Source organism: Rhodococcus sp. H-CA8f, assembly GCF_002501585.1.
Lineage (GTDB): Bacteria > Actinomycetota > Actinomycetes > Mycobacteriales > Mycobacteriaceae > Rhodococcus_F > Rhodococcus_F erythropolis.
The window spans coordinates 932,232-944,605 of record NZ_CP023720.1 but is presented as its reverse complement, the minus strand read 5'-3'; the positions used below and the strand labels follow the sequence as shown (position 1 = coordinate 944,605).

General features: G+C 62.6%; 13 protein-coding genes. 6 read left to right on the top strand and 7 right to left on the bottom strand.

The annotated features are described in order from the left end of the window. Positions 1–32: 32 nt before the first annotated feature. Both CPI83_RS04545 and CPI83_RS04540 read right to left on the bottom strand, forming a co-directional pair. The gene (locus tag CPI83_RS04545) at positions 33–1,154 is read right to left on the bottom strand and encodes a DUF5938 domain-containing protein (protein ID WP_019745371.1); all 1,122 of its coding nucleotides are present in this window, start codon (positions 1,152–1,154) and stop codon (positions 33–35) included. A 56-nt stretch (positions 1,155–1,210) separates the two neighbouring features. Then, positions 1,211–2,014 carry an SDR family oxidoreductase gene (locus CPI83_RS04540; protein ID WP_019745372.1) on the bottom strand — a complete coding sequence of 268 codons (804 nt, stop codon included), beginning with the start codon at positions 2,012–2,014 and terminating at the stop codon, positions 1,211–1,213. 223 nt (positions 2,015–2,237) lie between these two features. On the opposite strand from CPI83_RS04540, the gene CPI83_RS04535 reads away from it, so the two are divergent. Continuing rightward, positions 2,238–2,924: a TetR/AcrR family transcriptional regulator gene (locus tag CPI83_RS04535; RefSeq protein WP_070386443.1), complete on the top strand. Its 687-nt coding sequence runs from the start codon at positions 2,238–2,240 to the stop codon at positions 2,922–2,924. Positions 2,925–2,948: 24 nt separating this feature from the next. Here CPI83_RS04535 and CPI83_RS04530 read toward each other — a convergent pair whose 3' ends face one another. Next, entirely contained in the window at positions 2,949–3,542 is a 594-nt protein-coding gene (locus CPI83_RS04530; RefSeq protein ID WP_019745374.1) for a TetR/AcrR family transcriptional regulator, read from the bottom strand. Positions 3,543–3,658: 116 nt separating this feature from the next. On the opposite strand from CPI83_RS04530, the gene CPI83_RS04525 reads away from it, so the two are divergent. From CPI83_RS04525 to CPI83_RS04515, 3 genes are all read left to right on the top strand, one after another. Next, on the top strand, positions 3,659–4,420 hold the full coding sequence (locus CPI83_RS04525; protein ID WP_029537047.1) for an enoyl-CoA hydratase-related protein: 762 nt from the start codon (positions 3,659–3,661) through the stop codon (positions 4,418–4,420). A 241-nt stretch (positions 4,421–4,661) separates the two neighbouring features. Then, positions 4,662–5,177, top strand: a complete 516-nt coding sequence (locus tag CPI83_RS04520; protein ID WP_019745376.1) for an OsmC family protein — start codon at positions 4,662–4,664, stop codon at positions 5,175–5,177. Positions 5,178–5,214: 37 nt separating this feature from the next. Next, on the top strand, positions 5,215–6,528 hold the full coding sequence (locus CPI83_RS04515; protein ID WP_019745377.1) for a bifunctional o-acetylhomoserine/o-acetylserine sulfhydrylase: 1,314 nt from the start codon (positions 5,215–5,217) through the stop codon (positions 6,526–6,528). 64 nt (positions 6,529–6,592) lie between these two features. Here the strand turns inward: CPI83_RS04515 and bphC are convergent, their stop codons facing one another. From bphC to CPI83_RS04495, 4 genes are all read right to left on the bottom strand, one after another. Then, on the bottom strand, positions 6,593–7,513 hold the full coding sequence (gene bphC / locus CPI83_RS04510; protein WP_020909199.1) for a biphenyl-2,3-diol 1,2-dioxygenase: 921 nt from the start codon (positions 7,511–7,513) through the stop codon (positions 6,593–6,595). A gap of 35 nt (positions 7,514–7,548) precedes the next feature. Beyond that, entirely contained in the window at positions 7,549–8,727 is a 1,179-nt protein-coding gene (locus tag CPI83_RS04505) for an acyl-CoA dehydrogenase family protein (RefSeq protein ID WP_003940250.1), read from the bottom strand. Between the two features lie 180 nt (positions 8,728–8,907). Beyond that, the gene (locus CPI83_RS04500) at positions 8,908–9,777 is read right to left on the bottom strand and encodes an alpha/beta fold hydrolase (RefSeq protein WP_019745379.1); all 870 of its coding nucleotides are present in this window, start codon (positions 9,775–9,777) and stop codon (positions 8,908–8,910) included. 76 nt (positions 9,778–9,853) lie between these two features. Then, positions 9,854–10,762: an IclR family transcriptional regulator gene (locus tag CPI83_RS04495; protein WP_020970849.1), complete on the bottom strand. Its 909-nt coding sequence runs from the start codon at positions 10,760–10,762 to the stop codon at positions 9,854–9,856. 138 nt (positions 10,763–10,900) lie between these two features. Between CPI83_RS04495 and CPI83_RS04490 the strand changes: the two genes are divergently transcribed. Together CPI83_RS04490 and CPI83_RS04485 are read left to right on the top strand one after the other, a co-directional pair. Beyond that, positions 10,901–11,776, top strand: coding sequence for a TIGR03619 family F420-dependent LLM class oxidoreductase (locus tag CPI83_RS04490; protein ID WP_060937959.1), 876 nt, complete (start codon positions 10,901–10,903; stop codon positions 11,774–11,776). Positions 11,777–11,808: 32 nt separating this feature from the next. Continuing rightward, positions 11,809–12,300, top strand: coding sequence for a nuclear transport factor 2 family protein (locus CPI83_RS04485; RefSeq protein ID WP_003939809.1), 492 nt, complete (start codon positions 11,809–11,811; stop codon positions 12,298–12,300). Positions 12,301–12,374: the final 74 nt, after the last annotated feature.

Genomic DNA, 12,374 nt, shown 5'->3' with positions numbered 1-12,374 from the left:
GGAGCCGTGAACATGATGACGAGGGCGACGAGCTAGGCGTTGATGGTTACTTCCGGCTCCAGAGCCAGCCCGAAACTACGCAGCGCGCCGAGTAGTTCGCGATGGCCGAACGCCTGGCAGGCCGAGGCAAGCCCGGTCCTCTTGGGCGCCTGCTGAAGCAACGAATGCGCTGCATAAGCGTGCAGGAGGCCCGTCTGCTTGTAGTTGCAGTTTCCGTGGATCACGACGTGCGAGCGACCCAGCGGTCCCGACGCGTAGACGGAGTCGAGTGAGGTGTTGATGCGCGGATTTTCACGAGGGGGCATACCCGCCTGAACCGAACCGGCGATCTCGGCCAAGGCGGCTTCCTGCTCGTCGGCGGGCAGGGTCTTGATCTGCTCCTCCACGATCTTCTGTGTCGCGACAACACCTTCCATCACGGTGCGGTCGAACACCCCGCCCGCAGCCTTGACGTTGGAAACTCGCGGATCGTTCTTGAACCACACGGGGTGGCAAGTTCCGCCCCACGGCAATGCAAGCGCAGTTTCGTGCTGGCCGGGAACGACGACGTCGAAAGTCTGGCCGGGCGCCCACTGCACGTACTTGTTCTGCTCGAGGTAGTACCAGTTCGCCTTGAGGATGGTGAAGATCGTCTGAGTGGAGGCGTAGGTGGGAAATCCCTTCCACAGCACGAGAATGTCGAGCGTATCGAGACCCGGCGTTTCCAGTGCGATGTTGGCCGCGATCTCACCGGTGGTGTACATCTGCGCGATACCGGGCGAGAGAAGCAGACCCTTCTCCTGGTACTTGTCGCCGAATTTCTCCTGGACGTCGAGTACCCAGTCCTGCTCACCGGTGGTGTCCATGTAGTGGCAACCGGCATTCAACGCAGCCTCGACGACGGTGCCGCCAAGCTTGATGAACGGCCCGACCATGTTGCTGACAACCTGTGCGCCGGTGAACAATTCGGTCAGAGCCTCGACCGTGTGCTCGACCTCGACGACCTCGTGATCGACGGTGTCCAAACCGGGGATCTTGTCGAGGACCTCTTGGATTCGAGCGGCATCGCGGCCGGCTGCGATGAACGGGATGTTGAACTCGCGCAGGTATTCACACACCAGACGGCCGGTGTACCCGGAGACTCCGTAGACGATGACTGGCTTCTTTTCGGACATGTTCGTGGAACCTTTCGAAGACGTGAGAAGGGTGTACGTACGAATGGGGAGGGCAGTTACATGCCCATACCACCGTCGACCGGTAGGCCGATTCCGGTGATGAATCGCGCGGCGTCGGAGGACAAGAACACCACGGCGTCAGCCATGTCGTTCACTTCACCAAGGCGGCCGAGCGGGGTGAGACCGATGACGTCGCCGACTGCCGCTTCGGCACTGGGCCACAGGCCGAGCTTCTCCATGTCCGCCGCGAGTCCGAGACCCATCTCCGTGGCGACGAGGCCCGGGTAGATGCAGTTGACGCGGACTCCGTAGCCGAGCTTGCCCGACTCGGCGGCGGCAACTCTGGTGAAGCGATCGACCGCGGACTTGGTCGCGGAGTATCCACTTATCCCGGGAAACGGAATGGTTGCGGCCACTGAAGAGATGTTGATGATGGAGCCGCCGGTTCCGGCTACGCCACCCGGACGCATGCTGCGCAGTCCGTGTTTGGTTCCGAGCGCTGTTCCGAGGATGTTGACCTCACACATACGGCGGATGTCGCCCGGATCGAGGTCAACCACCAGCGAGGAAATCTCGATGCCTGCGTTGTTGACGAGGATGTCGAAGCCGCCGAGAGTCTCCGCGGTGGCGGCGACTGCCTCTTCCCAGTTGGCGTCGTCGGTGACGTCCAGCTTTACGAACCCGGTTTTGACTCCGCCCGAACCAACGGCCTCTGCGGTGGCACGACCTTCGTCTTCGAGAACATCGCCGATCATCACCGACGCCCCCGCCTTCGCCAACGCCTCAGCCATTCCGGCTCCGAGCCCCTTGGCACCACCTGTGACCAGTGCTTTTCGTCCCTCGAGATCAAACACGCTCATTTTCGACTGCCTCCATGACTGAAACGACTCTCGCGATGCCACCGTTCACAGCGACGCTGCCAAGTGGTGTGAGTCACAGAGTATTCAACTTTGGACGAGTGTCAAGAGAAATCTTGACGACTGTCAAGATTTTGTTACACGCTCGTCAAAGACCAGGGGTTACACTGATTCGGACGCGGCGATCGTGCCGCTGTGGAAACCGCAGGGAACAGGACGTGCCATCGTGACCACGACAGTCGAGAAGCCAAGTGGGGCAGGAAAAAAGGCGGTTCCTGTCTCTTCGGAGAAGCGGTCCAACGCAGACAAGGTGTCACGTCGTCAGGTCGACAAATTCTCCGAGCGACGTGATCAACTGGCCGAGGCCGCACTGCAAACGCTGGCCGAACTGGGCTACGCACGCACGAGCCTGCGCGAAATCGCCCAGAATTCGGAGTTCTCCCACGGCGTCCTGCACTACTACTTCAGCGACAAGGTCGATCTCATCACCCACTGCGTGCGCCACTACAAGGCACGCTGCGTCACCCGCTACGACGGCATCGTCGCCACCGCTCAGACGCCGGAGGAACTGAAAACGGGTTTCGGCGCGCTGCTCGCCGAGACCATGATCGACGAGCCGACGATGCACCGCCTCTGGTACGACCTGCGCGCGCAGTCGATGTTCGAGGAGTCGTTCCGAACCGACGTGGCCGCGATCGACGAGAGTCTCGAAAACATGATCTGGCGCATCGTCTCTCGCTATGCCGAGCTTCTCGACGTGGAGCCCTCGGTCACCTCGCCGGCGATGTACGCGATCTTCGACGGCCTGTTCCAGCAGAGTCTTCTTCGCCACCTGTCCGGTGATCAGACTGCCGCGAACTATCTTTCGGAGAGCGTCCAGCAGATGCTGCCCCTGGTAGTGCCCACACCCTGAGCCGGCACCACGTCCTGAGTCGGCTCAGCGAGCAGCGATGCCTTCCGCGACGTACCTGGCACCGCGATCGAATTCGCCGACCACGTCGTAATCGGCGTCTTGCCGCCAGAAGCGGACCAACGCTCCGTACGTACCGCCGATCATCTGCGCGAGAAACAGCGGCGGGTAGTCCGATCTCACTTCGCCGGCTTCGATACCGGCAGTGACGATCCGCAGAAGTTCCACATGGAACCGATGATCGTGTGCCGCCCCCGCTCCGGAGGAGGCGAAGTCGCGCTCGAGTTCTGCAGTCACCATGCGCAGATAGCGCGGATGCATGATCGCTTGTTGCGCAAAGTCCTGAAAAATCCGGGAGATCCGATCAGAGGTCGGCATCGGAGATTCCATGAGCTGATCCACCAGTGCCGCAAGCTGATCGAGATGATCACTGTGCAGCGCCTCGAGAACCGAGTCCTTGCCCTGGAAGTAATTGAAGAAGGTGGCTCGCGACACCTCGGCTCGCTCGGCGATGTCGTCGACGGTCGTGCTGGCGAAACCCTTTGCCGAGAACAGAATTCGAGCAGCTAAGAGCAACCTGTCGTTGGTATCGCGCTTGTTCTGTTCTCGTTTGGAAATCACGTCGACCTGCCTTTCTCCGCCTCAGGACACAGTCTTCGCCACAGTCCGGAATGTGTCCAATGTCGGTCTCGCCAGTTGACGCACCACTCCTTCGATAGATGGACTACAGTCCAATTATGTCGACTGTTTCCACAGAACGCCACGACCGCGTTCTCATCGTCAGGATCGAACGCGAAGAACGTCGTAATGCGATCAATCGTGAAACTGCCGAGGGAATCGAAGCCGCACTGAACCTTCTCGACGACGACCCTTCTCTGTGGGTCGGCATCATCACCGGAACCCCCAACATCTTTTGCGCCGGAACCGATATCCGAGAGCGAGCCGACCTTCGCATGCCTCGCGGCGGTGAGTACGGCGTCATTCGGCGTCAGCGAAACAAGCCTCTGATCGCCGCAGTGGAGGGATACGCGCTGGGCGGCGGCTTCGAAATCGCATTGGCCTGCGATCTGATCGTCGCTTCCGCCACAGCCCAATTCGGTCTACCCGAAACCAAACGTGGTCTGGTTGCGACGTCCGGTGCGCTCTTTCGGGCGCCACGTGCCCTTCCGATCAATGTCGCTCGCGAACTCCTGATCACCGGGCGCACTCTCGATCCCGATCGGGCCAAAGATCTCGGCGTCGTCAATGCAGTGACTGCCCCGGGTAAGGCGCTCGACGAGGCTCTGGTGATGGCGGCCGAGATCTGCGAGTCCTCTCCGACCTCGGTAAGCCTGAGCCTGAAGGCAATCGACGCTCTCTACGCCGAGGCCGATACTGCCGGATGGACCATCACCGACGACGCGAAGGACGCGGTGCTCCGATCGCCGGACATCGCCGAAGGACTCGACGCTTTTGCGAGCCGTCGGACGCCGCAGTGGAGCGGACTGCCGCCCACATGAGCGACCACGATCCGAGACGGATTTCCTATAGGGCTGGTCGGAAAGGGTGGGAACCGGTTACAGTCTCTTCCGTGACGGGAATTGGCGCATACGAGACGGGCACGCTGCTGACGCGGCGACGCCATGTCGATTTTGCGCACGTCTGTACATCCGGGTGTCCGATCTACTGATCGGACCTACGACGTGAGCGCCGCTCACGTCGATACTCGTATGTACACCCAGATCAGGGGACATTTCTGTCATGACCACCGCTTCGATCTCGCACCTGAGTTCCGTCGTAGCAGCCAATGCCGACGCCATCGACAAGGACGCAAGCAAAGCGCACGTCGTCTTCAAGGCATCCGCTCAGGCGCACGACGCCGTTGCCAGCACCATTTCTCTCGGTAAGTACACCGTCGAGGTCGACGAGCCGCCGGCCCTCGGCGGCGAGAACACCGCAGCCAATCCCGTCGAGTACTACCTCGCATCCCTGCTCTCCTGCCAGGTGGTCACCTACCGTGTGTGGGCGGACAAACTCGGTATCGCGCTCGACGACATCTCGGCCAGGGCAGAAGGCGACCTCGACGTTCGTGGATTCTTCGGATTCGACGATGCCGTCCGCCCGGGATTCTCCGAGGTTCGCGTCGTGGTGACCCTGACGGGTCCGGAAACTCGCGAGCGATACCTCGAGTTGCAGGAGACGGTCGACGCCCACTGCCCCGTACTCGATCTCACCCGAAATCCCGTCCCAGTACATACAGTCGTCGAAACCGCCTGACCCGCACCAACCCACCTTCACCACGGAGTATGAATTCATGAGCGAGAACACCCCCGTCGACACCGATCCGACCGCCGATTGGTCGTTCGAAACCAAGCAGGTCCACGCCGGACAGGGCCCGGACAGCGCTACCAACGCTCGAGCGCTTCCGATCTACCAGACCACCAGCTACGTCTTCGACAACACCGACCATGCGGCGGCGCTCTTCGGCCTCGCCGAGCCGGGCAACATCTACACCCGCATCATGAACCCGACGCAGGACGCCGTCGAGCAGCGCATCGCCGCTCTCGAAGGCGGAGTCGCGGCTCTGCTGGTTGCGTCCGGTCAGGCCGCCGAGTCCTTCGCGATCCTCAACCTCGCCGAGGCCGGGGACCACATCGTCTCCAGCCCTCGCCTGTACGGCGGCACGTACAACCTCTTCCACTACACGCTGCCCAAGCTCGGCATCACCGTCGACTTCGTCGAGGACCCGGACAACCTCGATCACTGGCGTGAGGCGATCCGTCCGAACACCAAGGCGTTCTACGGCGAAACCATCTCCAACCCCAAGAACGACGTGTTCGACATCCCCGGCATCAGCGCAGTCGCTCATGAGCACGGTATCCCGCTGATCGTGGACAACACGGTTGCAACTCCGTACCTCATTCAGCCGCTGAAGCACGGCGCCGACATCGTCGTCCACTCCGCCACCAAATACCTTGGTGGACACGGCACCGCGATCGCCGGCGTCATCGTCGACGGCGGCACGTTCGACTGGACCCAGGGACGCCACACCAACTTCACGACCCCCGACCCCAGCTACCACGGCGTCACCTTCGCCGATCTCGGTGCACCCGCCTACGCCCTCAAGGCACGCGTTCAGCTTCTGCGCGACCTCGGCTCGGCCATCGCACCGTTCAACGCCTTCCTCATCTCGCAGGGCATCGAGACACTGAGCCTGCGCATCGAGCGCCACGTGTCCAACGCCCAGAAGGTCGCGAAGTTCCTCGAGGGCCGCGCCGAAGTCACGTCGGTCGCGTACGCCGGACTGGAATCCTCACCCTGGCACGAGCGTGGAAAGCAGCTGGCTCCCAAGGGAACCGGCGCTATCGTCGCGTTCGAGCTCGCCGGTGGAGTCGATGCAGGCAAGAAGTTCGTCAACGCACTGACGCTGCACAGCCACGTCGCCAACATCGGTGACGTTCGCTCACTCGTCATCCACCCCGCGTCGACGACGCACTCGCAGCTCACCCCCGAGGAGCAGCTCGCTTCGGGTGTCACCCCGGGGCTCGTCCGCCTCGCGGTCGGTATCGAAGGAATCGACGACATCCTCGCCGACCTCGAAACCGGTTTGGCAGCAGCAGCTTCCTGATCGAGCACACGAAAAAGCTCGGTCCCGACAGGCGTCGGGACCGAGCTTTTTTGTTGCGTCAGAACTAGCTCTTGGGAGTGAACGCGGCCAGCGGTTCACTGTCGGACCAGTCATGGCCCCAGTAGCTGTCCGCCGTGATTTCCTCAGCAGTGTAGAAGGTTTCGTCGACAAGCGTGCCTTCACAACCGAACTCGAGATCCCAGCCACCGGGTGCGCGCACGTAGAACGAGACCATCTTGTCGTTCGTGTGGCGACCCAACGTCGAGGAGATCGAGAAGCCGAGCTTGGCAACACGATCGAGAGCCTGACCGACGGCGTCGAGAGTCTCGGCTTCCATCATCAGATGCACGAGACCGGGTTCGTCAACCGGCGGCGCCGGGCACAGCGCCAGGCTGTGGTGGCGCTGGTTGACACCCATGAAGCGAACGCGGCGAGCCGGCGGCGGCGCATCGATTCCGCCGAGACGGATGGAACCGCGCGGGAGGAATCCGAGCACCTCGGTGTAGAAGGTGTACGCCTCGTCGAAACGCGTAACCGGAAGCACCACATGGCCGAGTCCCTGATCACCGGTGACAAAGCGGCCGCCGTGCGGGGTGACCAACGGGCTGTGGTCGAGTACCGGTCCGAAGAAGACCTCGACACGGTTGCCGTTGGGATCGTCGAATGCGATGACCTGCTCGGCATCGCGGTAGCTGGCGTCGACCTCGGAAAGAACCTCGACCTCGACTCCGGCCTTCTCGACCTCTTCACGAACACGCTGGAGCGCGAACTGATCTCGCACTTCCCAGCCCACTGCGAGGGCCTTGTCCGTCTCACCGGGCAGGACAATCAGTCGCGCACGACGCTCGTCCAGGCGCAAGTAGAGGCCGTCGGCTTCCGGGCCACTACCGACCGCGAGGCCGAGTCCGTCGACCACGAGCTCGCGCCAGCGAGCCACGTCCTGCGTTTGGATCCTGAGATACCCCAGGCCCCGAATTTCAGTCATGCCTAACCGTCCTTGCTTCGAGAGTGATTGTGGGACTAGATCATCGAGCGGTGGATGCCCTGCGGTTCGCCACCGAGCTGCGAGAGCGTCGACGCGTGGAAGATGGAACCGGGTACGTGGATCGCGTGCGCGAGACCGGCATGCGCGTCACGCCAGAACCGCTGCATCGGCGTGTTCAACTGCAACGCGCCACCACCGGAACGAGCAAAGATCTCGTCCACCGCCCGCACCGCACGCCACGCCGCCGCAGTCTGCGTACGCCGACCGATCGCACGAAGCTCGAACGAAACTTCCTGACCCTTCTCGGTCATGTCCCAGAAACGATCCACCGTCTCCAAGATCGCAGCCCGAGAAGCAGCGATCTCGGCCGCCGCCTCACCGATCGCGAACAGCACGTACGGATCTTCCTTGATCGGAACACCACTGACCGTCACGCGCTCACGCTGCGCCGCCATGTTGCACGCCAACGCACCCTCCGCGATACCGATCAACGACGAAGTGATCCCCAACGGGAAAATGCAGGAGAACGGGAACTTGTACAACGTCTCCGTACGGCCCGCTTCCTTCCACGCCGTCCCGTCGTACACCTTTCCGGCGTCGATCGTGCGGTAGGTGGGCAGGAACGCGTCCTTGACGATCAGATCCTTCGACCCGGTTCCGCGCAGGCCCACGACATTCCAGCTGTCCTGGTCGATGTCGTAATCGGAGCGCGGCAGCAGTACGTGCAGGTGCTTCGGCGGCATCAACGGCTTACCGGACTCGTCACCGACCATCGCGCCGATCATGATCCAGTCACAGTGATCGGTACCGGACGAGAACGACCAACGACCGTTGAGGATGTACCCACCCTCGACCGGCCTCGCCACGCCCATCGGCGCATACGGTGACGCCATCCACGTATCGGGATCGGTTCCCCACACCTCTTCCTGAGCCTTGCGGTCGAAGAACGCAAGCTCCCACGGATGAACACCGACGATGCCGCTGACCCAGCCCGTGGCACCGTCCATCGCGCCGATAGCCATTGCCGTCTCGGCGAATTCACGCGGATGTGCCTCGAGGCCTCCGAACTCCTTCGGCTGGAACATCCGGATCACGCCGGAGTCGCGCAAACGCTTCGCGCTGCCGTCCGTCAAGCGCATCAGCTTGTCGCCCTCGACTCCGTCGGCGCGGATCTCGTCGGCGAACTGTGAGATGTTGTCCAGAACCTGACCCATGATTTTTCCGGCTTTCTGGTTTCGCTACCCGGCGAGTGCCTGGGCAGAATGAAAATCTGTTGGTGAAACGGTGGCAGGTAGCCCGCCGAAGTGCAGAAACGCTTCCCGGTGAGTGGGAGCACCCCCTGTGCGCCTTTTTGGTAGTGGGAGCTACCAAAAAGGCGCACGGGGGCGAAGCCCCTACTTGCCTTCTGGACGCGTCAGGAATGCCAGAACGGACGCGACCCAGGCGTCACGGGCTTCGATCATCGTCCAGTGTCCGCAGTTGGGGAAGATGTGAACTTCGCCGTTGGGGATATCACGCATCGGCAGTATCGCCATGTCCACGGGGCTGACGCGGTCGTCGCGTCCCCAGGTCAACAGCGTCGGCGCCTTGATCTTGTTCAGCTGCGCCCAGTACGGCACGGCGGTCGACGCAGCGGCAGCCGCGCCCATGGCGGCCATGGCCTTGCTGCTGTACATCCGTCGGGCGATCTCGAGCGTCGTCGGCTCGGTGGCCAGAGCCCAGCGCTCTTCGATCAACTGCTCGGTGACGACCGCGCGGTCGAAGACCATCGAATGCAACCAGCGGACGAGAGCTTCGCGAGTGGGGTTGTCGGTGAACTCCATGAGAAGTTTGATGCCTTCACCGGGGCCCGGCGAGAAGGTGTTCTTTCCCATGCCGCCGATGGTGACGAGCTTGCTCACCCGGTGCGGTTCGTCGATCGCGACCTTGGTGGCGACGATGCCGCCCATGGAGTTGCCGATCATGTGGACAGGTCCGAGGCCGAGGCCGTCGAGGAACATCCCCACCGATGCCTGCGCCATCATCATCGGGTGGTCGGGGCCGGGATCGCTGACGCCGAATCCGGGGAACTCGAGAACGTAGCAGTGGAAGTGCTCCGCGAAGTCCGCGAGAACGCCGCGGTAATTACGCCAACCCGTGACACCGGGGCCCGAACCGTGCAGCAGCAGGAGCGGCGGGCCGTCGCCGGCTTCGTGGTACCGGAGCACACCGAGATCGGTCTGCAGTTCCTTCAGGGTTCCCTCGTAGCTCAGTTCAGTCGTCATGGTCCGAACGGTGCCATCAGTACCGCTGAGCTGCTATGACTCGTCCCGATCAGCGAGACAAGTCGATCAAAATACGTCAGATCCAGTGGTCGGACGACGCTGCCAGCAGGCGATCCATCGTCTCCGCCGAGAACGTATTGGTCGGAACGGGAGGCGTCTTGCGGCCGCGTCGAGGAGCACCCAGTTCGGGGTACAACGTCCGCGAGACCTCGCGAGCCGCGTCGACGACCAGCGGGGCAACTCGCTCGAGCTGAGCGGTCCGCATGTCACCACACAACGCGATGCTGCCGACGGGACCCTCGTGTCCGCGAATTGCCGAAGCCACACATGCGACTCCACGCGCCGACTCCCCGCGTTCGAAGGCCAGTCCCCGACGCTGACGGATGCGGTTCAGTTCCTGATGGAGCACGGCGACGTCGGTGATGGTGTTCTCGGTGCAGCGGGGAAGTGCCGACCCGAACAGAGCGTCGACGCGCTCGGGGTCGATCCATGCCAGCATCGCCTTGCCACCGGCCGTCGAATGAGCGAGCACTCTGCCGCCGACGCGGGACGGCAGCGCCGCGGCGAATCGTCCGCCGACCTTGTCGAGGTAGACGCTCTCGCGTCCGTCGAGCACCGACAGGTGAACGACCATGCCGGTCTGCAGGTGCAGTTCGTGCAGAAGCGGTGCTGCGGCTTCGCGGATCTGGCTGTGGCCGCCGTCGCCACCACCGAGGCCGAGCGCGCGGCGCCCGAGGCAGTAGCCGAACGATGCGTGATCGACCCAGTCCAGCTTGACGAGCTGATCGAGAATGCGGTGGACGGTGGACCGCGGCAACTGAGTGCGGCACGCGACTTCTTCCAGCGTCAGCCGCGCGGCGCGGCCGTCGAAAGCGTCGAGAATCAATGTCATCCGCTCGACCATCGACGGCGGCAGATCCTTCTTGGGTTGCCCGGCGGCGTTCTGGACGGTGGACAGTGTGTCGTTCATGTCAACGATGGTCATGGACGCCTCCCGAAAACTGGAATTGATTCTACCGACTATAACCCAGGTCACAGTTTCTGGAAAGTGAATCGGTCGTTTCGATCCCGATCAGCGGTAATTCACCCGCCGCCGCGTCGGTGGGAGCGCTATAAACGCCCGATGCACCTGGGAATCGTCACGCCGGTCCTGATTCAGCACCCGAGCACGCGTTCGGAGTGGGAGGCGAGTGCTGACATCGGCGAGATCGCCACAGTGGCTGCCACGGCGGATCGACTCGGTTTCCATCATCTGACCTGCAGTGAACACGTGGCGGTTCCCGAAGAAATTGCCACCGAACGCGGCGGAACCTATTGGGATCCGCTCGCCACGCTGGGCTACCTGGCCGCACGCACGTCGCGGATCCTCCTGGCGACGCAGGTGCTGGTACTGGGTTATCACCACCCCCTCGAGATCGCCAAGCGCTACGGAACGCTTGATCGCGTCAGCAACGGACGCCTGATACTCGGTCTCGGAGTGGGGACTCTGAAACAAGAATTCGATCTCATAAATGCTCCGTTCGTCGACCGAGGAGCACGTGCCGACGACGCTCTGGCAGCACTTCGAGCATCACTGTCGACTCCGACTCCGGAGTATCACGGCGAGTTCTACGACTACTCCGGATTTGTCGTCGAACCCCATGCCGTCCAGAAACGTGTGCCCCTCTGGATCGGCGGCCGGACCAAGAGATCGTTGCGCCGGGCCACCACACACGGCGACGGGTGGGTGCCGTTCGGGCTGCGATTCTCCGAACTGAAGGAAATGCTCGACGCCACGACGCTCCCCGACGGATTCGACGTAGTGCTTCCCGCCGGTGCTCCGCTCGACCCCCTCGGCAATCGCGAATCCGCCCTTCGCGCCTTGACACGCGTCCGTGACGCCGGGGCGACCATAGCCAGTTGCTCGGTCGGCGCTCGAAGCGTCGAACACTACTGCGAACAACTCGAAGAACTTCACCGAATCGCCCTCGCCGAGGGCTCTTCTTTCACCACTTCCTGATTTGCCGACAATCCAATGCAAAGGACGTACCGATGACCGACTCGACCGCCCTGATCGAATCTCTGCTCGCCCGAGTGGAATTGCTCGAGGACAAGCTCGCGATCACCGAACTGCTGACCACGTACAGCCCTGCCGTCGACAGTGGATCAGCCGACGAGGTCGCGAACCTGTGGCTCGAGGACGGTGTCTACGACGTCGACACCGGCGCGATGCACGGCCGCGGCGAACTGCGCGCGATGGTTCACAGCGCCTCTCACCAGAACTGGATCATGAACGGCGCGGCTCACATGATGACGCCCGCGCACATCCGCATCGACGGCAACAAGGCCGTCGCGACCTGCCATTCGCAGTTGGTCATCAAGGACCCCGAGAACCCGACGGGGTTCAAGGTCCTCCGTATCACCGCGAACCGTTGGGAACTGATCAAGACCGACGGCGAGTGGAAGGTCGAACTGCGTACCAACGCCCTCCTCGACGGCCGACCCGAGGCCCGCGCTCTCCTGGCTGCCGGGGTGACTGCCTAACCGCCTGTGCGCGGTTAGGGACCCTCTGCGGTCGCTGACCGCGCACAGCTATTGAAAGTTCGGCTCCCCGAACT